Source organism: Rhodococcus sp. MTM3W5.2 (assembly GCF_001984015.1).
Lineage (GTDB): Bacteria > Actinomycetota > Actinomycetes > Mycobacteriales > Mycobacteriaceae > Rhodococcus_G > Rhodococcus_G oryzae.
This window is the reverse complement of sequence record NZ_CP019572.1, coordinates 4,634,349-4,661,032: the sequence shown is the minus strand read 5'-3', so window position 1 is coordinate 4,661,032 and position 26,684 is coordinate 4,634,349. Positions and strand designations below refer to the sequence as shown.

At 69.0% G+C, this 26,684-nt stretch carries 26 protein-coding genes, 1 tRNA gene and 3 pseudogenes; 19 read left to right on the top strand and 11 right to left on the bottom strand.

All coding sequences use genetic code 11. The features are described 5' to 3' along the window. The first annotated feature begins 3 nt into the window (after positions 1-3). The 9 genes and pseudogenes from BTZ20_RS21135 to BTZ20_RS21095 all read left to right on the top strand — a co-directional run bounded on the left by BTZ20_RS21135 (position 4) and on the right by BTZ20_RS21095 (position 8,537). Complete coding sequence (locus BTZ20_RS21135; protein ID WP_077043881.1) at positions 4-1,230, top strand: lipase family protein; 1,227 nt, start codon at positions 4-6, stop codon at positions 1,228-1,230. A gap of 44 nt (positions 1,231-1,274) precedes the next feature. Further along, positions 1,275-1,649: an MmcQ/YjbR family DNA-binding protein gene (locus BTZ20_RS21130; protein ID WP_077042704.1), complete on the top strand. Its 375-nt coding sequence runs from the start codon at positions 1,275-1,277 to the stop codon at positions 1,647-1,649. Beyond that, positions 1,646-2,848, top strand: a complete 1,203-nt coding sequence (locus tag BTZ20_RS21125) for a sensor histidine kinase (protein ID WP_077042703.1) — start codon at positions 1,646-1,648, stop codon at positions 2,846-2,848. The genes BTZ20_RS21130 and BTZ20_RS21125 overlap by 4 nt, the downstream gene beginning before the upstream one ends. Positions 2,849-2,891: 43 nt before the next feature. Beyond that, the gene (locus BTZ20_RS21120) at positions 2,892-3,710 is read left to right on the top strand and encodes a LytR/AlgR family response regulator transcription factor (protein WP_077042702.1); all 819 of its coding nucleotides are present in this window, start codon (positions 2,892-2,894) and stop codon (positions 3,708-3,710) included. A gap of 35 nt (positions 3,711-3,745) precedes the next feature. Then, complete coding sequence (locus tag BTZ20_RS21115) at positions 3,746-4,081, top strand: hypothetical protein (RefSeq protein WP_411269090.1); 336 nt, start codon at positions 3,746-3,748, stop codon at positions 4,079-4,081. Positions 4,082-4,099: 18 nt separating this feature from the next. Beyond that, positions 4,100-5,866 (top strand): cation acetate symporter, encoded by a 1,767-nt coding sequence (locus tag BTZ20_RS21110; protein WP_077043879.1) that lies wholly within the window; start codon positions 4,100-4,102, stop codon positions 5,864-5,866. A 215-nt stretch (positions 5,867-6,081) separates the two neighbouring features. Next, positions 6,082-6,444, top strand: coding sequence for a DUF485 domain-containing protein (locus tag BTZ20_RS21105; protein ID WP_077042701.1), 363 nt, complete (start codon positions 6,082-6,084; stop codon positions 6,442-6,444). After that, positions 6,441-8,074, top strand: a pseudogene (locus BTZ20_RS21100) (cation acetate symporter). The gene BTZ20_RS21105 and the pseudogene BTZ20_RS21100 overlap by 4 nt, the downstream one beginning before the upstream one ends. A 31-nt stretch (positions 8,075-8,105) precedes the next feature. After that, entirely contained in the window at positions 8,106-8,537 is a 432-nt protein-coding gene (locus BTZ20_RS21095; protein ID WP_077042700.1) for an SRPBCC family protein, read from the top strand. Between the two features lie 6 nt (positions 8,538-8,543). Here BTZ20_RS21095 and BTZ20_RS21090 read toward each other — a convergent pair whose 3' ends face one another. The 4 genes from BTZ20_RS21090 to BTZ20_RS21080 all read right to left on the bottom strand — a co-directional run bounded on the left by BTZ20_RS21090 (position 8,544) and on the right by BTZ20_RS21080 (position 11,581). Then, the gene (locus tag BTZ20_RS21090; protein WP_262982617.1) at positions 8,544-9,206 is read right to left on the bottom strand and encodes a tyrosine-protein phosphatase; all 663 of its coding nucleotides are present in this window, start codon (positions 9,204-9,206) and stop codon (positions 8,544-8,546) included. Further along, positions 9,203-9,364 carry a hypothetical protein gene (locus BTZ20_RS28520; RefSeq protein WP_223263452.1) on the bottom strand — a complete coding sequence of 54 codons (162 nt, stop codon included), beginning with the start codon at positions 9,362-9,364 and terminating at the stop codon, positions 9,203-9,205. Before BTZ20_RS28520 ends, BTZ20_RS21090 begins: the two co-directional genes overlap by 4 nt. Positions 9,365-9,471: 107 nt before the next feature. Continuing rightward, positions 9,472-10,371 carry a transporter substrate-binding domain-containing protein gene (locus BTZ20_RS21085; protein ID WP_077043878.1) on the bottom strand — a complete coding sequence of 300 codons (900 nt, stop codon included), beginning with the start codon at positions 10,369-10,371 and terminating at the stop codon, positions 9,472-9,474. A gap of 61 nt (positions 10,372-10,432) precedes the next feature. Further along, positions 10,433-11,581 (bottom strand): esterase-like activity of phytase family protein, encoded by a 1,149-nt coding sequence (locus tag BTZ20_RS21080; RefSeq protein WP_083742980.1) that lies wholly within the window; start codon positions 11,579-11,581, stop codon positions 10,433-10,435. Between the two features lie 233 nt (positions 11,582-11,814). On the opposite strand from BTZ20_RS21080, the gene BTZ20_RS21075 reads away from it, so the two are divergent. After that, positions 11,815-12,954 carry a serine hydrolase domain-containing protein gene (locus BTZ20_RS21075; protein ID WP_145982381.1) on the top strand — a complete coding sequence of 380 codons (1,140 nt, stop codon included), beginning with the start codon at positions 11,815-11,817 and terminating at the stop codon, positions 12,952-12,954. Between the two features lie 19 nt (positions 12,955-12,973). Here the strand turns inward: BTZ20_RS21075 and BTZ20_RS21070 are convergent, their stop codons facing one another. Then, positions 12,974-14,170, bottom strand: a complete 1,197-nt coding sequence (locus BTZ20_RS21070) for a lipase family protein (RefSeq protein ID WP_077042697.1) — start codon at positions 14,168-14,170, stop codon at positions 12,974-12,976. A 243-nt stretch (positions 14,171-14,413) separates the two neighbouring features. Here BTZ20_RS21070 and BTZ20_RS21065 point away from each other — a divergent pair, with 243 nt between their 5' ends. Then, on the top strand, positions 14,414-15,397 hold the full coding sequence (locus BTZ20_RS21065) for a TIGR03086 family metal-binding protein (protein ID WP_077042696.1): 984 nt from the start codon (positions 14,414-14,416) through the stop codon (positions 15,395-15,397). 24 nt (positions 15,398-15,421) lie between these two features. On the opposite strand, the gene BTZ20_RS21060 is transcribed toward BTZ20_RS21065, so the two are convergent. Next, positions 15,422-15,497, bottom strand: a tRNA-Arg gene (locus BTZ20_RS21060). 66 nt (positions 15,498-15,563) lie between these two features. Then, positions 15,564-16,016 (bottom strand): DUF6069 family protein, encoded by a 453-nt coding sequence (locus BTZ20_RS21055; RefSeq protein WP_077042695.1) that lies wholly within the window; start codon positions 16,014-16,016, stop codon positions 15,564-15,566. Positions 16,017-16,146: 130 nt separating this feature from the next. Between BTZ20_RS21055 and BTZ20_RS21050 the strand changes: the two genes are divergently transcribed. Continuing rightward, a complete protein-coding gene (locus tag BTZ20_RS21050; protein ID WP_077043877.1) occupies positions 16,147-17,094 on the top strand; it encodes an NADP-dependent oxidoreductase in 948 nt (315 codons plus the stop codon). Here BTZ20_RS21050 and BTZ20_RS21045 read toward each other — a convergent pair. Continuing rightward, positions 17,078-17,887: an SDR family NAD(P)-dependent oxidoreductase gene (locus BTZ20_RS21045; RefSeq protein ID WP_077042694.1), complete on the bottom strand. Its 810-nt coding sequence runs from the start codon at positions 17,885-17,887 to the stop codon at positions 17,078-17,080. The genes BTZ20_RS21050 and BTZ20_RS21045 overlap by 17 nt on opposite strands. Before the next feature lie 115 nt (positions 17,888-18,002). Between BTZ20_RS21045 and BTZ20_RS21040 the strand changes: the two genes are divergently transcribed. After that, the gene (locus tag BTZ20_RS21040; protein WP_077042693.1) at positions 18,003-19,043 is read left to right on the top strand and encodes an LLM class F420-dependent oxidoreductase; all 1,041 of its coding nucleotides are present in this window, start codon (positions 18,003-18,005) and stop codon (positions 19,041-19,043) included. A gap of 97 nt (positions 19,044-19,140) precedes the next feature. On the opposite strand, the gene BTZ20_RS21035 is transcribed toward BTZ20_RS21040, so the two are convergent. Next, positions 19,141-19,800, bottom strand: coding sequence for a TetR/AcrR family transcriptional regulator (locus tag BTZ20_RS21035; protein WP_077042692.1), 660 nt, complete (start codon positions 19,798-19,800; stop codon positions 19,141-19,143). A 189-nt stretch (positions 19,801-19,989) separates the two neighbouring features. Between BTZ20_RS21035 and BTZ20_RS29945 the strand changes: the two are divergent. The 6 genes and pseudogenes from BTZ20_RS29945 to BTZ20_RS21005 form a co-directional block, all read left to right on the top strand. Next, a pseudogene (locus BTZ20_RS29945) lies at positions 19,990-20,244 on the top strand (hypothetical protein); the annotation flags it as partial. Positions 20,245-20,330: 86 nt separating this feature from the next. Further along, a complete protein-coding gene (locus BTZ20_RS21025; protein ID WP_223263450.1) occupies positions 20,331-21,446 on the top strand; it encodes a DUF3089 domain-containing protein in 1,116 nt (371 codons plus the stop codon). Positions 21,447-21,548: 102 nt separating this feature from the next. Continuing rightward, complete coding sequence (locus BTZ20_RS21020; protein ID WP_083742774.1) at positions 21,549-22,334, top strand: hypothetical protein; 786 nt, start codon at positions 21,549-21,551, stop codon at positions 22,332-22,334. An 87-nt stretch (positions 22,335-22,421) separates the two neighbouring features. After that, on the top strand, positions 22,422-23,936 hold the full coding sequence (locus BTZ20_RS21015) for a multicopper oxidase family protein (protein ID WP_077042689.1): 1,515 nt from the start codon (positions 22,422-22,424) through the stop codon (positions 23,934-23,936). Positions 23,937-24,042: 106 nt separating this feature from the next. After that, positions 24,043-24,417 (top strand): glyoxalase superfamily protein, encoded by a 375-nt coding sequence (locus BTZ20_RS21010; protein ID WP_077042688.1) that lies wholly within the window; start codon positions 24,043-24,045, stop codon positions 24,415-24,417. A 109-nt stretch (positions 24,418-24,526) separates the two neighbouring features. Then, a complete protein-coding gene (locus tag BTZ20_RS21005) occupies positions 24,527-25,429 on the top strand; it encodes a universal stress protein (RefSeq protein WP_077042687.1) in 903 nt (300 codons plus the stop codon). Positions 25,430-25,453: 24 nt separating this feature from the next. Here BTZ20_RS21005 and BTZ20_RS21000 read toward each other — a convergent pair whose 3' ends face one another. Next, positions 25,454-25,690 (bottom strand): hypothetical protein, encoded by a 237-nt coding sequence (locus BTZ20_RS21000; protein WP_027500882.1) that lies wholly within the window; start codon positions 25,688-25,690, stop codon positions 25,454-25,456. Next, positions 25,687-26,642: pseudogene (locus BTZ20_RS20995) on the bottom strand (acyl-ACP desaturase). The gene BTZ20_RS21000 and the pseudogene BTZ20_RS20995 overlap by 4 nt, the downstream one beginning before the upstream one ends. Positions 26,643-26,684: the final 42 nt, after the last annotated feature.

Below are 26,684 nucleotides of genomic sequence, written 5' to 3'. Positions count from 1 at the left end.
ATCGTGAACCGGACCAAGGCGATCCTCGCCGCGATCGCGTGTGTGGCGCTCGCCGCCGGCTGCTCCGATGCGCCCGCCGAGTCCGTGCGCGACGCCACGACCTCGGCCGCTGACGAGGATGCCGCGATCACGTCGGCGCAGGCGCCCATTGGCGACGAGCGAGGGGCGCTGATCGAGGACCAGCCGCTCGCCGAGACCGCGGCGGCGAGTCCGCACGGCCCGGTCACGGCCCGCAAGCTCGTCTACCGCTCCACCTCGGGCCTGGACGGCAGCGGAACCGAGGTGTCCGGCACGGTCTTCGTCCCGCCGGGCGCAGCGCCGGAGGGCGGGTGGCCGATTGTCACCGTCGGGCACGGCACCACCGGCGTCACCGACGAGTGTGCGCCCTCGCAGTACCCCGACCTGCTCGGGGCTGTCGGTATGGTCACCGCGCTGCTCGATCGGGGCTATGTCGTCGTCGCCTCCGACTACCAGGGGCTCGGCACACCGGGACCGCACCCGTACCTGGAGCCGAAGTCCGCCGCCTACAACCTGATCGACGGGGTCCGGGCCGCCCGGGCGGCGGTGCCGGGCACCTCGAACCGCTGGGCGGCGCTCGGCCTCTCGCAGGGTGGTCAGGCGTCGTGGTCCGCGGCCGAACACGCGGCCGGATACGGCGACGGGCTCGAGTTCGTCGGCGCGGCAAACCTGTCCCCGGCAGCGGACCTGTCGCATATCGCCGACGACCTCGGCGGAATCTCGCTGACGCTGCCGCAACAGATCTTCCTGCCGATGCTGCTCGCGGGCGGCGAGGCGCAGCACGCCGGCCTCGATCCGGCGAACTACATCCGGGGCGCGCTGGCGGACAGTCGCGAGATCCTGATGTCGTGCACCGGGCCGGCGGCCGAGCGAAAATGGGATGCGGCGGTGCAGATCACCCGGGCCGACAGCCTCCCGCTGACCACCGCCGACACCGATCGGATGCGGGCGTGGCTGGAGCGGATCGCGCTGCCGCAGCAACGCACCGAGGCGCCGATGCTGGTGGTGGTCGGGGACACCGACGATCTGATCCCCGCGGACTGGACAAGGGTGGCGGTGTCGAAGGCCTGTGCCCTCGGCGACGTGATCGCGCTGGAGTCGCGGCCGGGTGAGGGACATGCCGACCCGCGGGCCACCCCGGGGGCGGTGGCCTGGATCGCGGACCGGTTCGCCGGGGTGCCCGCGCCGAACACCTGCCCGGGCACCCCGTGAGCGTCTCGCGGTCGGCGACCGCCCGGCTGTCGTAGCGTCTACTCATGACCGCGACCAGCCCGCTCGACCGGCTCCGCGAGCTGTGCCTGCGGATGCCCGAGGCGACGGAGCGGATCAGCCACGGCGAGCCGGCCTGGTTCGTCCGCAAGGCCCCGCAGTTCGCGACCCTGTCCGACCACCATCACGACGACCGGCTGGCCTTCTGGGCGGCGGCGCCCGCCGGGGCGCAGTCGGATTGGGTGGCCCGTGACCCGGAGCGCTTCTTCGTGCCGCCGTACGTGGGCGGGCGCGGCTGGATCGGCGTGTACCTCGACCGTCCGCAGGAGTGGGACGACATCGCGGACATCGTCGAGGACGCGTACCGCACGGTCGCCCCGCGGAAGCTGCTCGCCCTGCTCGATGAGAGTCGGGACCGGTGACCGGCACCACCGCCGCGGTTCTACTGGTCATCGTCGCCGCGGCCCTCGCGCTCGGCGCGTGGTGGCTGCGCGGCCGCAGAACACTCACCACGCCTGCGGAGCGAGCCGTGCACGCCACCCTGCACACGGCCGCCCTCGCCGCGAAACCGCTGCGCCGCGGCCTCGACGCCACGTCCGCGGCCGAGGCTGCCCCGCACCTGCAGGCACTGACCGGTGCGGATGCCGTGGCGCTGGCCTCCGCGGACGGGGTGCTGCTGGCCTGGCACGGACCGCACGCGGACCTGGCCGAGCGGTTCCGGGAGGCCGGGCTCCGGGCCGTCGCCGGTGAGCGACGGGTACTGGTCGAATCGGCCGAACTCGGCAAGCCCGAGGTCGGGGCGTTGATCGCCCAACCGCTGCTCATCGAGGATTCCGGGGTGGTCGGGGTGATGGGCGTGCTGACCGCGGGTGCGCCCGGCCCCGGCCTGCTGGGTGCGATAGCGGAGGTGGCCCGGTATGCGTGCAGCCAGATCGAGCTGGCCGAACTCGACACGTCCCGGGCGCGGCTGGACCGGGCCGAGGTGCGCGCCCTGCGCGCGCAGATCAGCCCACACTTCATCTACAACGCACTCAACACGGTGGCGTCCTTCGTCCGTACCGATCCTGACCGGGCGAGGGAGCTGATCCTCGAGTTCGCCGACTTCACCCGGTACTCGTTCCGGTCCGCGGGCGAGTACACCCTGCTGGCCGACGAACTGCGCAACATCGACAGGTATCTGACCCTCGAGCGGGCCCGGTTCGGCAAGGCCCTCGAGGTACGCCTGCAGGTCGCCCCGGAGGTGCTTGGTGTCGTGCTGCCGTTCCTTGCACTGCAGCCCCTGGTGGAAAACGCCGTGCGACACGGGATCTCGAGTAAGCCGCAGGGTGGAACCGTGAGCATCGTCGCGGCGGACGAGGGCACCGACTGCGTCATCAGCGTGGAGGACGACGGCGTCGGCATGGATCCCGAGCTGTTGCGCTCGGGCTCGCTGGACGCGATCAAGTCCGGCGGCGACCGGCCGAGCGCCAGGGAATCCGCGCACGTCGGCCTGGCGAACGTGGACGACCGACTGCGCGCCGCGTTCGGGAACGACTACGGGCTGGTGGTGGAGACGGCGCCGGGCGCTGGCACCAAGGTGAGCATGCGGGTGCCGAAGTTCCGTCCCGGAATCCGGGCCTGAGTGTGACGTCGGGGAGATTCACCCATGGCACGATGGTTCCGTTGTGACGCAGAACTCCGATGGGCCGACGCTCGCCCCGCTGACCGTGCTTGCCGTCGACGATGAGCGCCCCGCCCTCGACGAGCTGGCCTATTTGCTGCGCGCCCAGGATTCGGTCGGCGACATCCTCACCGCGAGCGACGCCACCACCGCGCTGCGGGTGATCAAGGATCGTCTCGGCAGGTCAGCGGCCATCGACGCGGTGTTCCTCGACATCAACATGCCCGGCCTCGACGGGCTGGAGCTGGCCGGGGTGCTCGCCGCATTCGCCGACCCGCCCGCGGTGGTGTTCGTGACCGCGCACGACGATCGCGCGGTCGCGGCGTTCGACCTCGGAGCCGTCGACTACCTGCTCAAGCCGTTGCGTGAGGAACGGCTGGCGGAATCGGTCCGAAGGATCGTCGCGCTCAAACAGCAGCACGAGCGTGCGGGCGCGGGCAGGCCCGAACCGGACGCGGATGAGGTGATCCCGGTCGAACTGGGCGGCGTCACGACCCTGGTTCCCCGATCCGCGGTGGCCTGGGTGGAGGCCGACGGCGACTACGCCAGGCTGCACACGGCGACCGGGTCGCATCTGGTGCGGATCCCGATCTCAGCCCTGGAGAGCCGCTGGGAACAGGCCGGATTCCTTCGGGTGCACCGCTCGTACCTGGTGTCGCTGCAGTTGGTCACGGGGATCCGCAGCGTCGGCAACGGCACGGTGGTGTGTCTGCGGGCCGTCGGCGACGGACCGGCCGTCGAGCTGCCGGTGAGCAGGCGGCACACCAGGGAGCTCAAGGATCGGTTGGTGCGTGCGCCGCGGCAGAGCTGGACCGGCCGGTGACAGCGCCAGGGGGAGCGCCGAGGGCGAGGGAGCGGGTGGTGCTGGCCAAAAGGCACGGCGCCCGGATCGTGCGCACTCGGGTGGAGGTCCAGGAGCAGACCGAGGTCGGCGACGCGATGATCCGCGGGCTGGTCCGCGCCCAGCTGGGGCTGGCCCTGCGGCTGGCCCTGCTCGCCGCCGGGCTGCTGTCCGCGGTGCCGCTGCTGATCATCGCGTTTCCCGGGCTCGCCGAGGCGGAGGTGCTCGGGATCCGGCTGCCCTGGCTGGTCCTCGGGGTCCTGGTGTACCCGGTGCTGCTGATCGTCGGCAGGCTCTACATCGGGCGCGCGGAACGCAACGAGCAAGAGTTCGTCGACCTGGCCGACGACTGAGCGCGGTTGGTGGCCACGGTGTCCGGACAGCCCATCCCGGTGGCAACGGTGCTCGGCCTGCTGGCCGCGGCGGTGGTGACGGTGGCCATCGGCATCTACGGGGTGCGGCTGGCGCGAACCACCTCGGACTTCCTGGTCGCCTCGCGCAGCGTCGGTCCACGCTGGAACGCCGCCGCGATCTCCGGTGAATACCTTTCGGCGGCATCGTTTCTCGGTGTCGCCGGGTTGATCGCCAAGTACGGCGCGGACGCCCTCTGGTATCCGGTCGGTTTCACGGCCGGCTACCTGGGGTTGCTGTTGTTCGTGGCCGCGCCGTTGCGGAGGTCCGGCGCCTACACGGTTCCCGACTTCGCCGAATTCCGTTTGGGTTCAACCCGACTGCGCAAACTTGCCATGGTGGTCGTGGCGGTGATCTGCACTCTGTACATGGTCCCGCAGTTCCAGGGTGCGGGCCTGACGGTCGGCATCCTGCTGGGCATCCCCACCTGGGTCGGCGCGGTCGCGGTCGCGCTGATCGTCATCGCGAACGTGGTCGGCGGCGGGATGCGCTCGATCACCTTCGTGCAGGCATTCCAGTACTGGCTCAAGCTCACGGCGGTCGCGGTGCCCGCCCTGGTGCTCGGGGTGCACTTCCTCGGTGAGGAGCACGATCTCGGTGCGCCCGCGCCGCCCACCGTGGGGGAGCGCACCACGGTGGAGATCACCACCGACGTCGTCGTCCAGGTGTCGGGGCCGATCGCCGCAGGCGTCCACGGAACCCTCGACGGCGCGGACGTGGACGGCATCATCACCCTTGGGCCGGGTGAACACGAGCTGGGCGCGGGGACCGCGCTGGTCCTCGAGGCGGGCTCGCCGGTGCCGGTGGTCGCGGGTGCCCCCGCCACGGACGCCGACTGGCTCGAGCCCGGTTCGGGGCTCGGCGGCGAGCACCCGCTCTTCCAGGTGTATTCGCTGATGATCGGGATCTTTCTCGGCACGGTGGGTCTGCCGCATGTGCTGGTCCGCTTCTACACCAACCCGGACGGCCGGACGGCAAGGAGGACCTCGCTGGCGGTGATCGGGCTGCTCGGCGTGTTCTACCTGTTCCCGACCCTGCTCGGGGTGTTCGCGAGGTTGTGGGTGCCGCAGCTGCTCATCACCGGCACCTCGGATGCGGCGGTGTTGTTGCTACCCGGGTCGGTGCTGTCCGGTCCCGGCGGCCAGTTGCTGGCCGCACTCGTCGCGGCCGGGGCGATCGCGGCATTCCTGTCGACCTCCTCGGGGCTGCTGGTCAGCGTCGCGGGCGTGCTGAGCACCGACGTGCTGCGCGGCCGCGTCCGCGACTTCCGGGTGGCGGCGGTGCTGACGGGGGTCGTGCCGCTGTTGCTCGCGCTCGGCATGGTGTCCGTCGACCTGTCCCGGACCGTAGGGCTGGTGTTCGCCGTCGCGGCGTCCACCTTGTGCCCGCTGCTGGTGCTCGGTATCTGGTGGCGTGGGCTGACGGCGGTCGGGGCGGCGGCCGGGATGGTCACCGGTGGCCTGGTGGCCGGGGCCGCGGCCCTGCTGACCTCGGTCGGAGGGGCGCCGGGCGGATGGGCGGACTGGACGCTGACCGGTTGGCCAGGGGCGGTTGTCGGCTACCCGGCTGCGGTGAGCGTGCCGCTGGCGTTCCTGGTCATGGTGCTCGTCAGCCGGGGCACCCGCGGCCGGGTGCCCCAGGACATCGGCCGGACCTTCGCCCGAATGCACGCGCCGGAACGGCTCGGCGTCGGAAGGGACCGGGAAGGGGACCTCCGGTCCCTGTGAGTACTTATGGCCCCTATGGACCCCATACGTACTCACAGGCGGCGCAGCCGCCTACGCCGTTCGCCGTTCGTCGTGTGGTGGCGACCGTCCGGCGAGGGATCCGACGCTTCGGCGTGTGACCGCCGCCACTGTCTGTCTCTGTGACCTGGGTCTCACTAGCGTCTGTGACCTGCCGGTCCTCACGGGATCTGGCCCCACCGACCGAGGAGTCCGCAGTGACCACAGCCGACCTGATCCCGGAGAGGTCGCCCGAGCGACCGACCCCGGACGCGCAGGCCTTCATCGACATGCAGGCCAGTCCCGAGTTCCAGGAGTTGCGTAGCCGGCTGCGGCGCTTCGTCTTCCCGATGACCGCGTTCTTCCTGGCCTGGTATGCGACGTACGTGCTGCTGGCCACCTACGCGACCGACTTCATGGCCACCAAGGTGATCGGCAACGTCAACCTCGGCGTCATCCTCGGGCTCGGCCAGTTCGTGTCGACCTTCGTCATCACCGCGCTCTACGTGAGGTTCGCGAACCGCGAGCTCGATCCCCGCGCCACCGCGATCCGCGAAGAGCTGGAAGGACCGGCCAAGTGACCATTCTGGCAGCGGGTACGGCCTCGGTCGGCAACCCGGCACTGAACATCGCGATCTTCGTGGCGTTCGTCGTGATCACCATGACCATCGTGATCCGCGCGAGCCGCACCACCAAGAAGGCGTCCGACTTCTACACCGGCGGCGCCCAGTTCTCCGGCCCGCAGAACGGCTTCGCCATCGCGGGCGACTACCTGTCGGCCGCCTCCTTCCTCGGCATCGCGGGGCCATCGCCGTCTACGGCTACGACGGGTTCCTCTACTCGGTGGGCTTCCTGGTCGCCTGGCTGGTGGCGCTGCTGCTGGTTGCCGAATTGCTCCGCAACACAGGCAGATTCACGATGGCCGACGTGCTCAGCTTCAGGCTGCGGGAGCGTCCGGTCCGGATGGCCGCCGCGCTGTCCACACTGGTGGTCTCGCTGTTCTACCTGCTCGCCCAGATGGCGGGCGCGGGCGGACTCGTTGCCCTGCTGCTGAACATCAACGGCAAGGTCGGCCAGGCCGTCGTCGTCGCGGTGGTCGGGGTCCTGATGATCGTCTACGTGCTCATCGGCGGCATGAAGGGCACCACCTACGTGCAGATGGTCAAGGCCGTGCTGCTCATCCTGGGCGCCGGGATCATGTTCGTGCTGGTGCTCTTCGCGGTGAAGGGCAACTTCTCGCAGCTGCTCGCGGACGCGCAGGCGATGGTCAACGGCTCCGCCAACGAGGCGGTCGCGGGCCGCGACATCCTCGCGCCCGGCGCGAAGTACGGCATCAGCTCCATGTCGCGGCTGGACTTCATCTCGCTCGGCATCGCGCTGGTGCTCGGCACCGCAGGACTGCCGCACGTGCTGATGCGCTTCTACACCGTGCCCACCTCGAAGGAGGCCAGGCGATCGGTGACCTGGGCGATCGGCCTGATCGGGGCGTTCTACCTGTTCACCCTGGTACTCGGATACGGCGCCGCCCGCATGGTCGGGCCCGACAAGATCCTCGCGGCGCCGGGCAAGGAGAACTCCGCCGCGCCGCTGCTCGCGTTCGAACTCGGCGGCACCATCTTCCTCGCGGTCATCTCCGCGGTGGCCTTCGCGACCATCCTCGCCGTCGTGGCCGGCCTGGCGATCACCGCCTCGGCCTCCTTCGCCCACGACATCTACGCCAGTGTCATCAAGCGGGGCAAGGCTTCCGAGGAGCAGCAGGTCCGGGTCTCGAGGATCACCGTGGTGGTCATCGGACTGGTCTCGATCGTCCTCGGCATTCTCGCCATGGGGCAGAACATCGCCTTCCTGGTCGCGCTCGCCTTCGCCGTCGCGGCCTCCGCGAACCTGCCGACGCTGCTGTACTCGCTGTTCTGGAAGAGGTTCAACACCACCGGCGCCCTGTGGAGCATCTACGGCGGCCTGATCAGCTGCCTCGTGCTGATCGTGTTCTCGCCAGCGGTGTCCGGCAAGGCCTCGTCGATGTTCCCGAGCGCCGACTTCGACTTCTTCCCGCTGGCGAACCCCGGCATCGTCTCCATCCCGCTCGCCTTCCTGCTCGGCATCGTCGGCACCCACGTCGGCCGGGCCAAGCAGGAGAACGCGGCGAAGCAGGCCGAGATGGAGGTTCGCTCCCTGACCGGGGTCGGCGTCGAGAAGGCCGTCGCCCACTAGCGGAGCGTTGACTGTTCGCTACGATTCGTCAATGGCGAAGCTGAAGGTGTCGATCGATGTGCCATTGTCCCCACAGGAAGCGTGGGAGAAGGCAAGCGCTCTGGAGGAATTCGAGAAGTGGCTCTCGATTCACGACGGTTGGCGCTCCGAGATCCCCGAGCAGCTGACGGCCGGGACCACCGCCGAGTCGGTGGTCTCGGTCAAGGGGATGCGGAATCGGATCAAGTGGGTCATCAAGGAGTACAACCCGCCCAAGACCCTGCTCCTGAAGGGGGACGGCAAGGGCGGCGTCAAGGTGAACCTCACGCTCTCGGTGACGCCCAAGGGTGACGGCGCCGAGGTCGGTCTGAACATCGACCTCGGCGGGGCGCCGCTGTTCGGCCCGATCGGTTCCGGCGTCGCCCGCGCCCTCAAGGGCGACATCGAGGGCTCGCTGCGCACGTTCGTCACCCTCTACGCCTAGGTCGGACTAGACCAGGAGCTTGGCCCGCACCGTGTTCACCGTGTTCTGATCCAGCCGGAGCCCGTCGCGCACGTAGCGGTCGAAGCTGCCGTACAGCCGGTTGACCTGATCGAACGCGGCGTCGAGCCAGGACTGTTCGACGGCGTCGCTGCGGCCGAGGAAGGTGTTGCTGGCCAGGAAGTCCGCGTTCACCGTTGCGCGGGGGACGCCGAGGATCGTCAGCAGGACGGCGGTCGCCCATCCGGTGCGGTCCTTGCCCGCGCTGCAGTGGTAGACGACCGCGCCGCTCTGTTGCTGCGCGATCGCGGTGAGCAGGTCGCGGAACGCGACGTCGGAGCCCTGGAAGCTGACCATGAAGGGGTAGCCGATGCTCTGGCCGATGTCGGAGGAACCCTTGACGGCCGCGTCGATGATGGCCCGCCCCAGGGTGATCGGCACGAACTCGTGGAATCCGAGCCCGTTGTTCAGGCTCACCACATCCGCGACCTTGTACTCGACGCCTGCGGGCAGACGGTCCGGTTCGTCCTTGCGCTCCATGGCGTTGCGCAGGTCCACGTCAAGGGTGACATTCGCCGCGGTGAGCTTCGCCTGGTCGGCGTCGGTGAGCTTGCTGAGCCTGTTCGACCGGTACACCAGGTCCTCGCGTACCCGGCGGCCGTCGGCGGTCAGGTAGCCGCCGATGTCGCGGAAGTTCTTGGCGCCCTCGAGCTGGACGTCGGGGTGGTCGGCTGGGCCGAGGCGGCCGCCGGGACCAGCAGGCCGGGCGTGAGCACGACCGTCGCCGCCAGCAGTGAACCGATCAACCGTGCCCGAACTCCGCGTGTCATCGCCGTCCGCCCCTCGTGATTGCGCACCCGGTCGTCCCGCCGGGATCCGAGGGGAGGCTACGACAGATCGACGATCGGCACCGGCGTTCGATCGGAATCCGCCTTTGTCAGCCCAGGACCGGAACCCCGGCCGTGTCGGCCAGCCAGGTCTGGGCGAGCCGGTCGAGCGTGCCGTCGGCGTAGAGCGCGTCGACGGCCGCGGAGGCGCATGCCGTCATCGGGCTGTTCTTCTCGAGCACCAGGCCGAAGAACTCGGTGACCGTGTTCGGGCGCGGGAACTGGCCGATCAGTGTGCTGTTCGGCAGATCGGTTGCGGTGATCTGGAATCCGGTCGGGATGTCGACGACCAGCGCGTCGATCGTGCCCGCCGCCAGTGCGGCCTTCGCCTCGTCGTTGGTGGCGAACTCGACGGGCGGCCGGGACGGCCGGATCGTCCCGGTGATCGAGGCCAGGCTGGTGGAGCCGCTCTGCGCGCCGAGCCGGAAGGGGGCGAGCCCGTTGAGGGAATCGATCGCCGCGGCCGGGGTCCCCTTCATCGCGACGATGGACTGTGCAACCGCGTAGTACGGCGACGAGAAGTCGACGGCATCGCGCCGGTCGCCCACGATGGTGACCTGGTTGATGTCGAAGTCGAAGTTCTTCTCGCCGGACGCGATCGCGTCGTTGAAGGGCACCCGGATGAACTCGACCTGATCCGGTCGGTACCCGAGCTTCTCGGACACCGAGCGGGCAACCGCGCCCTCGAAGCCCTTGCCGTTCGACGGGTCGTTGCCGACGATCCAGGGCTCGTAGGCCGGTGAATCGGTGGCGATGGTGAGTTCGCCGTCGGCCACGGTGGCCCCGCTGCCCGGGCCGCAGTTGCCGACCGCCGCGGTGGCGGGCAGCTTGGTGTACGCCTCGGGAATCGATGTCGGCCCCGCCTCGGACTCGGCCCCGGCAGAACACCCGCCGAGGATCAGCGCGGACACCGCGGCGAGAGAAACGAGGACGGCGGGACGATGGCCGATTCTGGACACCCGGTCATAGTGCCCAGAATCGAGAGCCAGAGCAATAGGAACGGTCGGTATGTCAGCGTCCGACGGTGAGCAGGTGGAACGTGGTCTTTCCTGCGATGCCGAAGTTGTCGTCGGCCACCAGCACGAGGGTGCGGGTGCCGTCCGGTCGGGTGGGACCCCAGGTGATGCCCTCGATGCACTCCGGGTTCACCCCTGCCGCGGCGAAGTCGAAGACCAATTCCTTGCGCATCTTCCGTTCGGTTCCGCTCAGGACGGCCCTGCCCGCGACGTTCTCGGCACCGTGGATGCTGGTCCGATACAGCTTCACCGAGAATCCACCTGCCGCCGAGACATTGCGCTCCACGGTGAGATAGTCGGAGTCGTCGATCGCCAGGATCTCGCCGATCCCGTTCACCGACGACACGGGATTGAACGCCTCGCCGGGCGCGAGGCGGACGGGGTCGACCTCGTAGACGAACTCGCCGAGGTTGGCGCCGGTGGCCCGGTCAAGGCGCAGGACGCGGGACGAGCTGCCCACCTGATCCGAGATGGCCGGGCCGTCCTGGGCCAGGGCGTTCTCGCTCGCGGCGGTGACGGTGGTGCCCGCGCGGTCGACGGTCATGGCCTCGAAGCCGAGGTTGTCCCGGAATCCCGACGGCGGGGCGGCCGTCGGCGCGTATGCCTCGGGGAGCGCGTAGTCCCGCACGAACGCGCCGTCGCGGGCGGTCTCACGGACGAAGCCGGGCAGGCCGATGCGAGCGGATCCCTCGCTGGTGTAGAGGAGGGTGCCGGAGCCGGGGAGAAAGCGGATCGACTCGGTGTCCGCGGTCTTGGGGGCGTAGGGAGCCTGATTCGTGTCGAGCAGGGCGGCCTGGGCCGTGAAGTCGGCCGTGGTCAGCCTGCCGGCCTGGTCGAGCGGCAGGCGCAGCGAGTAGTGGCGGACCGGGCCCTGCTCGCCGCGGTTGTCGCTGATGGCGACGTATTCGCCGCGCTGCGCGTCGTAGTCGATGCCCGACAGCCCGCCGATCGGGAACCCGTCGAACGGGGTGCCGGTGGGCACTGTCAGCGAGTTGACGTACGTCAGCTCCAGGTCGCCGTTGCCGCTGGACCCGGTGGATCCGAAGTCGGGAACGGCGCTCGCGGACGGTGCGGCGCACAGGACGAGGGCCGCGGACACCGCGACGGTGCTGACGAGATGAACCCGATTTCGGGCGGAACGCATGACCTGATTGGTTGCCTGCACGAAAGACCCACTCTCGAATCAGTTTTCGGCGCCGGAACGGCGCGCGGTCCTGAAGCACCGTAGGTAGGCGCCGAGAGCGGTGCGTCCGGTGTCTCCCGCTGGGTGGGACTTTCGTATTCGGCCTGGTGGACGGTGGTGCCAGCACCACCCGAGATTCGGGTGGTGGCTGCCTGATCACAGACGGCCATTCGTCGTAGCTTGATGGTGTGAAGGTGAAACTTGCGGTGCTGGTGGCGGCGATGGTGACGGCGACGTCCTGCGGTGTGGACGATGCGTCCGACGTGCGAGAACTGGGGAGGGAGCAGGTCGCGGCGGCTCTCAATGATGCCGTGCAGCTGGGATATCCGGGTGCGGAGGCGGTGATCGACGACAGGGGGCGCAGCTGGCGGGTCACCGCGGGCGTCGGCGATCTGGCTACCGGAGAGCCGTTCGCTGACAATGCCCGGGTCCGGATCGGCAGCAACACAAAGACATTCGTGTCGACGGTCATGTTGCAGTTGGTGGCCGAGGGCAAGGCCGAACTGGACGCCCCGGTCGAGCGGTATCTGCCCGGAGTGGTGCATGGGCCGGGTATCGACGGGAACCGGATCACGATCCGAAATCTGCTGCAGCACACCAGCGGGCTCCCCGAGTATGCGGCGGAGTTCGGTGCGACGCCGATGCCTTGGCAAATGGAGATCCTCAGCGAACAGGCACGGTGGCAGACCGCGGATATGGCCGCTGTCCTGCGCACCGCGCTGACCGGTCCCGCCGCGTTCGAGCCCGGAGCGAAATGGGAGTACTCCAACACGAATTACGCCATCGTCGGGATGGTGATCGAGAGGATCACCGGTGCTTCGGTGGGCGTGGAGATCACCCGTCGCATCGTCGAACCACTCGGCCTCCACGACACCTACTACCCGGCACCGGACGAAACCGATATGCGTGGCCCGCATCCCATCGGCTATACCGAGGTCGGCGGCCGGCGGACCGACTACACCAGCCAGAACGTGTCCGCGGCCGGTGCGGCGGGCGCGATGGTCGCCAGCGGCGCGGACCTCAACCGCTTCTTCACCGCTCTCCTCGACGGCAAACTGCTTCCGCCAGCCCAATTGGCCGAGATGCAGAATGTCCGGGCCATCGGCGAAAGCGGCACGATGGCATACGGTCTCGGGTTGATGCGCCTATCGATGCCGTGCGGACAGTACTTCTGGGGCCACAGCGGAGGCATCTCAGGGTCGATCACCTACGCCGGTGTGGTTCCGGCGACCGGGCGGGCCGTAACCATCTCGCTGAACCAGGACTTCACCGATGAAGCGCGGTCTCCCGCCGCCAGTCGCGCACTCACCGCCGCGGTGTGCCCGGCGCCGTGAGCATCGCGTGCGGACTAACTCAGCAACGAGTGGGAGCCGGCTCCCCACGGAAGCGCGCCTCGACGTAGTTCCAGGCGTCGCCGAACCCGGCCGCAGCGGTGGTCATGTGCTCGGCGATGTCGTACGGCACGAAGGTCAGGGGTGCTCCTGCCGCGCAATACCGGTGTGCGACATCGGCTACCGCGTCATAGGGGGTCAGCCCGTCGTACATGCCGTGCCAGATGTACATCGGTACGGTCGGGATCGTCGGGTAGTACCGGAGGCTGTTCTCGCGTAGGACCCCGAGTGCCTCCGGACTTCCCAACAGGCTGGTCGACGCGGCGAGCTGTTCCGCGTTGCGGAACACGCCGTGGAAGAGCAGGAATCGACGGCACTCGTTGGTCACCCAGTCGCGGAACCACAGGCCCGTCGGGTTCAGCTGCGACGAGACCGGCAGCCGCTCGGGATACTCGCGTTCGAGTCCCATGGCCGCCGCGAAGGCGAGGCCGAAGCCCGGATGCGGGTTGAGGCCGAGGCCCTGCACCATCTCCCAGAGGTCCGCCGGGATGCCGCCCGCGGCCACCCCGGCGAGCTTCAGTTCGGGTGCGTAGGTCGGTTGCAGCGCCGCCGCCCATGCACTCGCCATGCCGCCGCCGGAGTACCCGGCAAGGGCGACCGGACTGTTCGCGAGACCCAGCTCGGCCACCTTCTGCACGGCGCGAACGCTGTCGAGCGTGATCAGGCCGCCGAGCTTGGCGGCACCGTAGGCCCCGGTCGGCCCGATGTGATCGGGCACCGAGACCGCCCAACCGCGGTTGATCGGCAGGTACATGCCGGGGGCGTCGTTCAACTCGCCGTTGAACAGCGCCCGCGAGGGGTTGCACTTGGTGCCCAGAGAATTGATGATCGCCTGGTAGGAGACGAGCGGCGGATTCTTGATGCCGTGGGGCAGGAACACCGTGGTCATGCCCATGATGGGCTTGCCGGTGGAGTTGGTCGAGCGGAACGCGACCTGCCAGCCGTCGCTGTTCGCGTACAGCGAGGCGTCGATGGGGCGGACCCGGACCACATCGCCGGGACGCAGATTCGCAAGGTCGGGCGGGGCCAGATAGAAGGGGTCCGGATCGGGCGTGGGGTAGAGGGGTCCCGCCGGTGTGGCAGTCGCGGGCAGGGCCAGCCCCGCCAGCAGGAGCAGGACACCGAGCGTTGTTGTCAAAAAGCGGAGGCGCTGACGCATACTCCGAGCTCCCTTGCATCGATCCAATGCAGTGACGGTCGAACGCTGTGACGGTGGTTTCCCGGGTAGACGCGTAACACGCTAACCCACGGAGCCCGTGCGGGCAGCGCGTAGCGGCGAAAAAACCCGCCCTGATCACCTTGTCTGCCGTCCAGGTGGTAACCAGTCGGGTGGTCGGTTTCGGGGTCGATCCGGGGGCATCGGCGATATATTCATAGATGGGGGTCGCCTGGAAGGAGACCCGTGACGCAATTCGACAGGACCGTCGAGGTTGCGCTCGAGCCTGACGCGGCGTTCGAGCTGATCAGCCGTCCGGAACGGCTGCGACGATGGTTGACCGTGGCCGCGAGGGTCGATCTGCGTCAGGGCGGGCGGTACCGGTGGACGGTGGTGCCCGGCCACTCCGCGTCCGGCACGTTCGAAGAGGTCGTGCCCGGTCAACGACTCAAGCTCCGGTGGTGGTGGGAGGACAGCGACGACCTGCCGCCGGGTGGTTCGACGGTCGCGATGACGCTGACCCCGCTTGACGGTTCGACCGAGATCCGGTGGGTGCACGATGGCCTGACCGACGCACAGGCGCCGAGCCACGCCGAGGTGTGGAATCACTACCTCGACCGGTTGGCCGTCGCCGCCCGCAGCGGCGACGCGGGACCAGACGACTGGGCGGTCGCGCTCGAACCGACGGACGAACTCACCTGCGCCGAAGCCACGCTTGTGGTGTTGCAGGGAGTGCTGCGCGGACTCACCGCCGACGACATGCAGCGGCGGACCCCGTGCCGCGACTTCACGGTCGCCGAGTTGGCCGAGCACCTGCTCGGGTCGATCGCGAGCCTCGGGTCGGCTGGGGGCGCGACGATGCCGGTCGCCGCCGCGGACGAGGCTGTGGAGGTGCGGATAGCCGACGCCGCCGCGGCGGCGACCGAGGGCTGGCACCGCCGCGGTCTGCACGGCACCGTGTCGCCGGGCTCGACCCCGATGCCCGCGACGACGGCCGTGAGCATCCTGTCGATCGAATTCCTTGTCCACGCATGGGATTTCGCGGTGGCGACGGGGCAAGGGCTCGAGGTTCCCGACCAGCTCGCGAGCTACGTACTGGGACTGGCGAACACGGTCATCGGGCCGCCGCAGCGGGAGAGTGGGGATTTCGGGGACCCGGTACCCGTCGAGGAGGGCGCTGGGGCTCTCGAGCGGCTCATCGCGTTCACGGGGAGGCGGCAGCCCACCTGAGCGGGCGTCGCTGTCGGGCCGTGGTGGTGCCCTCGGCAGGATTCGAACCTGCGACCTACCCTTTAGGAGAGGGTTGCTCTATCCCCTGAGCTACGAGGGCGTCCGGCCCGCAGAGCACCTGCGGGCCGTATTGCACGGTAGGAGTGTAGCGGGTACGGGTTGATTCCTAGCCGTTCGCCCGGCCGACGACCCGGCGGCGGAGCAGTTCGAGGCTCGCCACGATCGCCGCCGCCATCAGCACGTGCATCAGGATCAGGGCGGTCTTCGTGACGCCGTCGGTGTCGGCCATCGCGGCGAGCGCGATGGTGAGCAGGGGAAGAGCCGCGCCGACCACCTGGCCGACCCGGATCAGGACCGCCCACCGCAGGGACAGCAGCACGACCAGTCCGACGCCGATCGCGGTCGGCAATGCCGAGATCCCCACGATTCCGGTCGCGGAGATCGGTTTGGCGGTGCCCTTGTCGATGACCTCGAGCGAGCCGCCCGCGATCAGGGCGATCAGGTAGATCGCGAGGTTGCCCACCACGGCCGCCACGGTCGCGGCGAGGATTGTCTGCCACCGCCCCAGGCTGAGGGTCGTCGAGTCGGGGGAGGTGGTCGGACGCAGGATGGTGGACATGGCGCGCTCCTAGTAACCGGGTTTCCGCCGCGCGGGTTCGCGCTGCATGGACAGAGCGTGCAACCTCAACCATTGTTCAGGTCAAGCGGGTGTCGGGAATCACTCGCCGCTGTCGGTGGTTGCCGTGATCATGACCACCACCGAGTCCGTAGTTGCGAACGCGTTCGGAGGACCCGAGGTCCTCACGGTGATCGAGGAGGCGCTGCCCGATCCAGGTCCGGGGCAGGTGCTTCTCGAGCTGCGCGCGGTGGGCGTGAATCCCATCGACCACAAGCTCTACAGCGGCGCCTTCGGTGCCGACGCGTCCATGCTGCCGATCCGGCCGGGAGTCGAGGCGTCGGGGGTGGTGCTCGCGGTCGGTCCGGCGGCGGTCGGTCCCGCGGGCCCCATCGCCGTGGGCGACGAGGTGATCGCCTATGCGGGCGCGGGCGCCTACACCCGGCGGCTCGTGCTCGGGGCCGAGTCGGTGTTCCCGCGGCCGCAGGCACTGACCTGGGAGCAGTCCGCGGGGCTGCTGGTGACCGGCGGCACCGCCGCGGAGGCGATCGTCGTGACCGGGGTCATCGAGGGCGAGACCCTGCTGATCCACGGGGCAGCGGGCGGCGTCGGCTCGCTCGCCGTGCAGCTGGCGGTCGCCAAGGGCGTCACGGTGATCGGAACCGCGGCGGCGGCCAATCACGACTACCTGCGCGGCCTCGGGGCGATCCCGGTGACCTACGGGGACGGGCTGGAGGCCCGGGTGCGCGAGCTGGCCCCGAACGGTGTCGATGCCGCCTTCGACACCGCCGGAACGGATGAGGCGGTTGACGTCTCGCTCGCGTTGGTCTCCGACCGCAAGCGGATCGTCACCATCGTCTCGTTCGGCCGGGCGCAGGGGGAGGGCTTCGTCGCGATCGGCGGAGGCAATCCCGACAGCGTCGGTCTCCGAGAGGCGGGCCGGCTCGGGCTGATCGAGACGGCCGCGCGCGGCGAACTCGAAGTCGTTGTGGCCAAGACCTTTCCGCTCGCCGAGGCCGCTCGCGCACACGCCGAGCTCCAGCGGCCCCATCCGCGCGGCAAGTTCATCCTGATTCCCTAGCCCTCCGGATCGTGCGGACCAGGATCGGGCGGACGATCGGTTCGACGATGCCGCCTGCCCGCACGAGCACCCGGGTGAGCAGGTCGATCGCAATGTGGTGGCGGCCCTTGTCGATTCCGGCGATCACGGCCGCCGCCACCACGTCCGCGGAGACCGGGGTGATCGCGCCCGACACGGCCGCGGTCTCCGGGGGTTTGCGGGTGTTCTCCGCCGCGAAACCGGGGGTGTCGGTGTCCGGGGGATACAACACGGCGACCGTGACGCCCGCCGGCTCGACCTCGTAGCGCAGGCAGTGCGCGAGCTCGTGCACCGCGGCCTTGCTCGGCCCGTATCCGGTGTAGCCGACTACTCCGATCACTCCCGCCGTGGAACTGGTCAGCACGAGGTGGCCGCGCCCACGGGACACCATCCCGGGCAGCACCGCGCGCGCGGCGTGCACCGCGCCCAGGTAGTTCAGCCGCATCTGCGACTCGAATTCGTCGATGGGTACCTCGAGGAACCGCCCAGGCAACGCGGTCCCGGCGCAGGCGACGAGGGCGTCGCAGGGACCGGAGCGCGCCTCGAGCTGGTCGACGGCCCGCTGCATTGCCGTCGGATCGGTGACGTCGGCGCAGGCCCAGGCCGCGCCGATCGGCTCTGCGGTGGCCCGGAGTTGCTCCTCGCCGCGGGCGATGACCGATACCGCCGCGCCCCTTGCCCGCGCGGCGCGGGCGACCGCGGCACCGATGCCCTGCGAGCCGCCCGTCACGATGACGTGCGAGCGCTGCCAGTCGAACCGGGATCTCTTCGCCACCGCGCGATCGTAGAACTTCGGTCACAAATGCCGGTCGGTTCTGTCATTCGATTTCGCGGCGGTACTGCGTAGGGTGCGAGGTGATATTCACATCGAGTCGATTAGAGGTGTCCGGGTGCGAGTCGGAATGCAGATCACCTACAGCGGCGGGTTCGCCGAGACCGTCGCGGAGGTCGCCGACCTCGAGCGCGCCGGCCTCGACATCGCGTTCATCGCGGAGGCGTACTCCTACGACGCGGTCAGCCAGCTCGGCTTCCTCGCGGCGAGGACCTCGACGATCGAGCTGGCGTCGGGAATCTTCCAGATCTACACCCGGACGCCGTCGCTGATGGCGATGACTGCGGCGGGCCTGGATTTCGTCTCCGACGGCCGGTTCGTGCTCGGTCTCGGCGCGTCCGGACCGCAGGTGATCGAGGGCTTCCACGGCGTGCCGTACACCGCCCCGCTCGGCCGGACCCGCGAGATCGTCGACATCTGCCGTCAGGTGTGGCGGCGCGAGAAGGTCCAGTACGACGGCAAGTACTACCAGATCCCGCTGCCCGCGGAGAAGGGCACCGGACTCGGCAAGCCGCTCAAGCTGATCAACCACCCCGTGCGCGATCGCATCCCGATCGTCATCGCCGCGCTCGGCCCGAAGAACGTCGCGCTGACCGCCGAGATCGCCGAGGGCTGGCAGCCGATCTTCTTCGATCCCGAGCGCGCGAACGACGTGTGGGGCGAGTCCCTCGCGCAGGGCAAGGCCAAGCGCGACCCCAGCCTGGGCGAGCTGCAGATCTACGCGGGCCCCGCGCTGGCGATCGGCGACGACGTCGACCACCTGCTGGAGTGGGTCAAGCCGAGCCTGGCGCTGTACATCGGCGGCATGGGCGCCAAGGGCAAGAACTTCTACAACGACCTGGCCTGCCGGTACGGCTACGAGACCGAGGCCGCGACGATCCAGGAGCTGTACCTGTCCGGCAAGAAGGCGGAGGCCGTCGCGGCCGTGCCGGACGAGCTGGTGCGCGCGATCTCCCTCATCGGCCCCGCCGGCTACGTCAAGGAGCGGGTCGCGGCGTTCGCCGAGGCGGGCGTCACCACGCTGACCGTGAGCCCGCTGGCGGGCGATTCCGCCGGCCGCGTCGCGTTGATCGACCAGTTCCGCAAGCTCGTCGACTGAATCCCTCGAGCGTGCAGCTCCCGTCGCGTCGGCCGAGAGGCGGCGACGGGAGCTGCGCCCTCGACGAGGGGGTTCAGCGGCAGCCCCCGGGCCGTCGTCAGTTGATCGACTCGCCTTCCCTCGGGGCCAGGCCGCGGACGACCGCGTTGTAGTAGGCCGCGAGGTCGTCGACGAGCTCGCGGGCGAGGGCTGTATCCGTCACGTCGGCGTCGATTAGCCAACCCCCGATGACATCAAAGATCCCGCCGACCACCGCGACCGCGACCCGCTGGTGGTCGCCCACTCTGCCGTTGCGTCGCCACAACTCCTCGAGTTCCCGTGCCGCCCAACCCCTGTTGCGCTGCCGCACTTTCTCGAATCCGGGGAAGTCCGCGCCGGCCAGACCGAAGGTGACCAGCGCCCGGCGCGGATCCTCGGCGAGCGCGCCGACGAAGGCAGCCAGCAGGGCGTGGGCCGCGGCCGCATCGTCGGATGCCTCGGCCATCGCCGCCCCCAGCTGGACGCGGAGCTGATCGGACGTGCGCTCGAACAATTCCAGTGCGCACTCCTCACGCCCGCCGAACACCTCGTAGAAGCTCTTGGTGCTGACAAACGCCGTCTGACACAGCAACTCGATCGAGGTGTTCAGGTAGCCGCGCGTGGCGAACAACTCGAGTGCCGCATCGAGGATCTGCTCTCGCCGTTGGGCCCGGCGCTGTTCGGCGTCGAGCCCACGGATCCGGCGCGACTTCGGCAGCTCTGGTGATGTCGTGGCCACGCCGACAGGCTACCTCGGCCACTCTCGCTTATGGAAAAGCTCTCTTGTTTCGAACAATCAATCGTGCTCTAATCGTCCGAGAATGTGACGCACATCCCATGGGCCGTCACGCAGAACGGCACGCGCAGCACCGTCTCCAGCGCCCGAGCGAACCAGGAGCACCATGACGCCCTCAGCGTTGCCGACGGCGAACACCTCAGCCTGGAGGTGGCCGCCGTCCCGAGCGTGATCCTGTGGCTGCGGGACCGGTTCGCTGGAGTCCCCGCTCAACAAGGCTGCAAGACAGTCGATGTCGGATCGATCGCGCTGGACGCCAAGACCTGGCCGGCGCCACACCACGAGTCCCGGATGCCAGGCCTGTCGGGGACTCGACCGATCGAGAAACGCCTGGACAATCGCTGCCCACTCACTGTGCGGCAGACCACATCGAGGGGGTATCAATGAAGGCTCGGCAATCTCGGCCCGGCATCCGGCGGCCAAGGCGATCGGAGTCACGACGGCGAGTGTGGCTGGGTGCTGTCCTCGCATCCGTGATCGCGGGGCCCGTGCTGGCGATCGGCGTACAGGCTCCGGCCGTCGCCGCGCCGAGTACCAACACGCAGTGGCTGTGCAATCCGGACACTGCCTCGGACCCCTGCGACCTTCCGCGGGATACCACCGACCTGCTCACCGGCGAGGTCGCAGACCCGGCGCCGGTCGAGGAATCGGACAAGCCGGTCGACTGCTTCTACGTGTACCCGACTGTCAGCAACCAGGTGGCGTTGAACGCCGACCCGGTCGCATCGCCAGAGGTGCAATCCATCGCGCGATTCCAGGCCGCCCACTTCTCGAGCGTCTGCCGGGTGTTCGCGCCGGTCTACCGGCAGGTGCCCTTGCTGGGGATGCCCGTCGCGCTCGCCGGACTGGATGCACCGATCGACGTCGGCTACGGCGATGTCCTCGCTGCGTGGAACGACTACCTCGCGCACGACAACGACGGTCGCGGTGTCATCTTCGTCGGGCACTCGCAGGGAACGCTGATGCTGCGCAAGCTCATCCGTGAGCACGTCGACCCGAACCCCCAGCTGCGCAAGCAGTTGGTCGGTGCGTTCCTGATGGGTGGCAACGTCACCACCGCCGCGGGGAGCACCGTGGGAGGGGACTTCGCGAACATTCCGGTGTGTACTCGCCGAGGCGAGGCCGGGTGCGTGACCGCGTACTCCACCGAACTGATCGGGCTGCCCTCGCTGTTCGGGAACAGTTCACATGACCTGCTGACGCAGCGACTCGGGCTGCCCAACGGACCTGGGTTCCAGGTCGCGTGCACGGATCCCGCAGTGCTGAGCGGAGATGCGCGCCCCGTCGGTGCGACGGTGCCGAGCGCGCCCTACTCGTTCGGGATCATCGCGGTCCTGATGGACTACACGAAGCTGCCCGAGGGGCTGCCCACCTCGGCATCCACGTGGACGACGAGCAAGGGCCGCGGCGTCGGGCAATGCGTCGAGACGAACGGCTTCCACCGCTACCGTCTCGAGATGACCGTTCCGGAGGCGATCAACGAGCTACCCCTGTTCGACACGCACCTGCTCGACATCAACTTCGGGCTCGACCGACTCGTCGGCATCGCGAATCAGCAAACCGAGACCTGGCAGACGACAGCGCACTGAGCGAGGCGCAGGCCACCCACCGTCACCGCGCTGCGATGCTGCGGTGTCGGAGGGATGTCGGCTGAGCTGCGAACACCGGGACCTGGTGCCTATTGTCGGGGGATGCGCCACACGATGGTCGCGGCCGTCCGTTCGGAGTGGGTGCGAGCGTGGCGGTGGCCCGCACAGGTGCCGATGACGGTGCTGGGTAATGCGGCGCTCGTCTGCGTCGCCTGGTTCCTCATCCCGCGCAGCTGGCTGTTCGACTTCACCGGCGCGTGGGGATTCCCGATCGCGATGGCCGGGTGGATGTACGCGGACGTGTCCGCGACCAATGTGCTGGGACAGGACCCGGCCGACGCAATGATCGTGCTGTCCGACGGCGCCGCGATCGAACGGTTGCTGCGGGCCAAGACCATCGTGCTGTGGCTGATGGTCGCACCGGCCTGCACTGCGGTCGCCCTCGCACTCGGGGTCGTCGAACACGACATGACGCTGGCCGCGCTGATGATGGTCGGGCTGTGCGTGATCCCGCTCGGCCCGCTCGCGCTGTCCGGCTGGGTCGGCGTCGTCTTCCCCTATCACCAGCGTCCACTGAGGTGGCGATGGGCGAACCGGCGCCGGTTCCGGTCGGTCGTGGCGCGCTGGCTGATCCTGGTGGTGCTGCCGTACGGGGTGTTCCCGGCCGCGATCGTGGTGGTCCTCGCGGTGCCCCTGCTGATGTTCCACCTGCTGCCCCCGTTCGACGTCGGGGCGGTGCTGACCGCGGACGGACGGGTCGGGTTCGTGGTGTCGGCGAGCGTGGTGTCGCTGTTCGCCTGGTTCGCGGCGATCCGGGGCACGGCGGTCCTGGCGGGTCGCCGGGCTGGGCGCTTGACCGACTACCTCGGCGACGCCGAGCGGGGCTGACGCCGGCGCCACTCGGGGTTTCTCGGGGTGCGAATCTGGGTGGCTTCCTGGATGTGGCGGCGTGGCCGACCGGCGAGCATCGGGGGCATGGATAAAACACGCGTTCGGTGGCTGCGGGTGATCGGTGGTCTGTTCGCCGCCGTCGCCATCGTGATCGGCGTCGTGGCGGGCGGTGTCGTCTATGCGTGGCAGAGCGCCAGGGTGGACACCGCCGGTCAGGTGCGCTTCGATCGCCCGCTGGCGATCCCGCCACTCGCCGCGTCCACGATTGCCCCGGACGGGACCAGGGAATTCGACCTCGAACTGCGCAGTGGCACCACCGACCTCGGGCACGGTCCCGGCACCGAGACCTGGGGCGTGAACGGCTCCTACCTCGGCCCGACGGTGCGCGCGGAGCGCGGCGAGCGGGTCCGGATGAACGTGCGAAACGGCCTGGACGAGGCCAGCACGCTGCACTGGCACGGCATGCACCTGCCCGCGGCCATGGACGGCGGGCCGCATCAGATGGTCGATCCCGGCACCACCTGGTCGCCGCACTGGACGGTCGATCAGCCTGCGGCCACGCTCTGGTACCACCCGCACCTGCACGGGGCGACCGCCGAGCACGTCTACCGCGGTGTCGCGGGCATGTTCCTCGTCGACGACCCTGCCGGGCCCATGCTTCCGGACCGATACGGCATCGACGACGTCCCGGTGATCGTGCAGGACAAGAAGTTCGACGGGGACCGCCTGGACGACGGCGCGGCGATGTTCAGCGACACCGGGGTGCTCGGCGACGAGGTGCTCGTCAACGGCACCCCGGGGCCCTACCTCGACGTCACCACCGAGCGGGTGCGGCTGCGGTTGCTCAATGCGTCCAACGCGCGGGTGTACCGGTTCGGGTTCGACACCGGTCTCGGGTTCTCGCTCATCGGCACCGACGGCGGTCTGTTGCCGAAACCCGTTGAGATGACCAGCCTTCAGCTCTCGCCCGGTGAACGAGCGGAGATCGTGGTCGCCGTTCCGGCGGGCACCTCGCCAGTGTTGCGCAGTACGCCGCCCGACCTCGGTGCCGACTTCTGGGGCACCCGGTTCGCAGGCGGGTCGGACACCATGGACATCTTGCAACTGCGCGCGGCCGACCGGCTCGAGTCGACTGCCATCGTCCCGAGTTCGCTTGCCGCGCAAGATGATCTGGGAGTGCCGAGCGTGACCCGAAAGTTCGACCTGACCAGCTCGACGCAGATCAACGGGAAGTCGATGGACATGGGGCGGATCGACGAGGTGGTCACAATCGGTACGACGGAGGTCTGGGAGGTGCGCAACGTGAGCGGGGGAGTGCACAACTTTCACGTCCATGACGTGCAGTTCCAGGTCCTGGACACGGACGATCCCGCGCTGACCGGGCCGAAGGACACCGTCTATCTGCCGCCAGGACGGACCCTGCGACTGCTGATGCGGTTCACCGACTTCTCCGACCCGTCGACCCCGTACATGTTCCACTGCCACCTGCTCCGGCACGAGGACAACGGGCTGATGGGGCAGTTCGTGGTGGTCGAACCGGGTCAGCAGCCGGTGCCACCGCCGATGCCGCAATCGGACGCCGCGCGCGGTCACCACTGAACATTTGCGAAACCTTCCGGGTCGAAAACGAATGAGGACCGTTCCTGACCGCGATTCGCGCAACACTCGATGGGTCGCTCAGTCAATTCGAAACGAAGGACAGGTCATGGACATCAAGCTCGAACTGGTCGCGATCCCCGTCACCGACATCGACCGCGCCAAGGAGTTCTACGTCCGGCTCGGTTTCAACGCGGACCACGACCACACTGTCAACGAGGACCTCCGCTTCGTCCAGCTCACGCCGCCCGGGTCGGCCTGCTCGATCTGTATCGGCAAGGGCGTGACCGATGCCGAGCCCGGCTCGGTTGTCGGTATGCAGGTGGTGGTCAAGGACATCGAGGAAGCCGAGCGCGAGTTCAAGAGCCGAGGCATCGACATCAGCCCGATCGACCGTCAGCCGTGGGGCAACTTCGTGTACTTCAGCGATCCCGACGGGAACAAGTGGGCGGTCCAGGAGATCGTGATCCCGGCGGTCGGGTGACCAGCGCAACACCGATCGGTCCGCAAGAGTGACCTTCGACCCTGACAGCGCGCAGGCAAATTCAGGACAATGGTCCGGGCAGACCAATCGTGATCGTGAAGGGAGAACCATGAGCGCAGGAAAGCCCATCGTGGTGGGTGTGGACGGATCGGAATCCTCGACGGCGGCGGTGGCGTGGGCGGCACGCACCGCGGCGATGAGGAAGACGCCGCTGGTCCTCGTGTCGGTGGTGCACGTCCCTGCGTACTACTACTCCGAGCCGTACCTCGCCAGGGGCTACGGCGACGACCTCATGAACGCGGGCCGCGCCCACCTGGACTCCGCGGCGGTGCTCGCCGCGCAGGCCGTGGACGGCCTCGCGCCTGTCGACATCAGCACGAAGCTGCACGAGGGGCAGATCGCGGACACGCTGCTGCAGTATTCGGACGGCGCGACCATGATCGTGCTCGGGTCGCGTGGTCTCGGGGAGTTCACCGGAGCGCTGATGGGATCGGTCACCGTCGCGGTGTCCTCGCACTCGACGGCCCCGGTCGCGGTCGTCCGCGGCCGCACCCTCGACGGCAGGCCGCCGACCGAGGGTCCCGTCGTCGTCGGGGTCGACGGCTCGGCGGTGAGTGAGGCGGCCGTCGCGGTGGCGTTCGAGGAGGCCGCGACCCGGCACGCCACGCTGGTCGCGGTGCACGTCTGGAGCGACGTGTCGGTCCAGCCCTCGCTTGGCGCTACCGCCGACGACCCGCATTGGAGCGGGATCCAGTCGTTCGAGGAGGCGGTGCTGTCCGAGCGGCTCGCCGGCTGGACCGAGCGCTACCCCGACGTCTCCGTGCAGCGGGTCGTGGCAAGGGATCGCCCGGTGCGGGTGCTCAGCGAGTACGCCGAGCGCGCGCAGTTGCTGGTGGTCGGCAGCCACGGCCGAGGTGGTTTCAAGGGCATGCTGCTCGGCTCGACCAGCAACGCGCTGATGCGTACCGCGGACTGCCCGGTGCTCATCGTCCGCCCGACGGACAAGGCCTAGTCGGGGCCGCGGGCGGTCGGGGCTTCAGCCGAAGTCCGCCAGACCGCCCGCGCGCAGCTGGGCCCACGCGTCGGCCGGGTGCACCCCGCGGCGGACGGCATCGTTCTCGATGAGCACGCCGAGCAGCACCGAGTTCATGAATGCGAGACCCTCCGACTGGTGCTGGGTGGTCTTCGCCTCCGTCCACCGCATGACGTTGCCCCGCTTGGCGGCCGCCGCCATCTCCAGGACCGCATCGAACATCGCCGACGTCTCGCTCATCGCACGGACACCTTCTCCTCGTCGCGGGCAGCCGCGCGCGCGAGCGCACGATCGCGGGCATCCTCGAATCGTTCCGCATCGGCCTGCAGGCCGATCAGGAACCGCTCCAGCCGTTCGCGCTGTTCCTCGCCCTCCGCGGTGAAGTCGTTGCGCTCGAAGATCTTCCAGGTTCGGAGCACGGGCATGACCACGTCGTCGAGGTGCTGGCGGAGGTCGTAGATGCCGCCCTTCGCGATCAGCACCGCGTTGCGGCGGAAGCCTGGCATGCCGGATCCCGGCATCCGGAAGTTGGTCAGCACCTTGGTGATCGCCCGGATGGTCTGATCGGGGACACATCGAGGGCCGCCCCGCAGATGTTGCGATAGAACATCATGTGCAGGTTCTCGTCGGCCGCGACGCGGGCGAGCATGCGGTCCGCGATCGGGTCACCGCAGGCCTTGCCGGTGTTGCGATGCGAGACCCGGGTCGCCAGTTCCTGGAACGTCACGTACGAGACCGAATCGAGCAGTCCTGCGTTCCCGCCCGGCGCGAATCCGTTGGTCATGTGCGTCATCCTGGCGTTCTCCAGCGCCACCGGGTCGACGCCCCTGGTGACCACCAGATAGTCCCGCATGACGATCGAGTGCTTGTTCTCCTCCGCCGTCCACCGGCCCACCCAGGTGCCCCATGCCCCGTCGAGGGAGAAGTGCTCGGCGATCTCGCGGTGGTACGAGGGCAGGTTGTCCTCGGTGAGCAGGTTCGTGATCATCGCCGCCTTGGCGGTGTCGCTGAGGGTGGACTGGCCGGGGTCCCAGTCGATCCCGCCGAGCGCGGCGAAGTTCCGCCCGTCGTCCCACGGCACGTAGTCGTGCGGGTGCCAGTCCTTGGTCATCGACAGGTGTCGATGCACGTTCTCCTCGGCCACGGCCTCCAGTTCGTGCAGCAATTCGAGCTCGGTCAGTTCGCGGGTCACGGTCGATCCCCATTCGCAGTGCCGGTGGTCCGCGTCAAGGAT

Coding starts and splice junctions, on each gene's coding strand:
- BTZ20_RS21095 (WP_077042700.1), top strand. CDS start 8,106: ATGGCGAAGCTGAAGGTGTCGATCGATGTGCCATTGTCCCCACAGGAA.
- BTZ20_RS21000 (WP_027500882.1), bottom strand. CDS start 25,690: ATGAGCGAGACGTCGGCGATGTTCGATGCGGTCCTGGAGATGGCGGCG.
- BTZ20_RS21050 (WP_077043877.1), top strand. CDS start 16,147: ATGACCACCACCGAGTCCGTAGTTGCGAACGCGTTCGGAGGACCCGAG.
- BTZ20_RS21070 (WP_077042697.1), bottom strand. CDS start 14,170: ATGCGTCAGCGCCTCCGCTTTTTGACAACAACGCTCGGTGTCCTGCTC.
- BTZ20_RS21080 (WP_083742980.1), bottom strand. CDS start 11,581: ATGCGTTCCGCCCGAAATCGGGTTCATCTCGTCAGCACCGTCGCGGTG.
- BTZ20_RS21005 (WP_077042687.1), top strand. CDS start 24,527: ATGAGCGCAGGAAAGCCCATCGTGGTGGGTGTGGACGGATCGGAATCC.
- BTZ20_RS21130 (WP_077042704.1), top strand. CDS start 1,275: ATGACCGCGACCAGCCCGCTCGACCGGCTCCGCGAGCTGTGCCTGCGG.
- BTZ20_RS21055 (WP_077042695.1), bottom strand. CDS start 16,016: ATGTCCACCATCCTGCGTCCGACCACCTCCCCCGACTCGACGACCCTC.
- BTZ20_RS21020 (WP_083742774.1), top strand. CDS start 21,549: ATGCGCCACACGATGGTCGCGGCCGTCCGTTCGGAGTGGGTGCGAGCG.
- BTZ20_RS28520 (WP_223263452.1), bottom strand. CDS start 9,364: ATGACACGCGGAGTTCGGGCACGGTTGATCGGTTCACTGCTGGCGGCG.
- BTZ20_RS21010 (WP_077042688.1), top strand. CDS start 24,043: ATGGACATCAAGCTCGAACTGGTCGCGATCCCCGTCACCGACATCGAC.
- BTZ20_RS21015 (WP_077042689.1), top strand. CDS start 22,422: ATGGATAAAACACGCGTTCGGTGGCTGCGGGTGATCGGTGGTCTGTTC.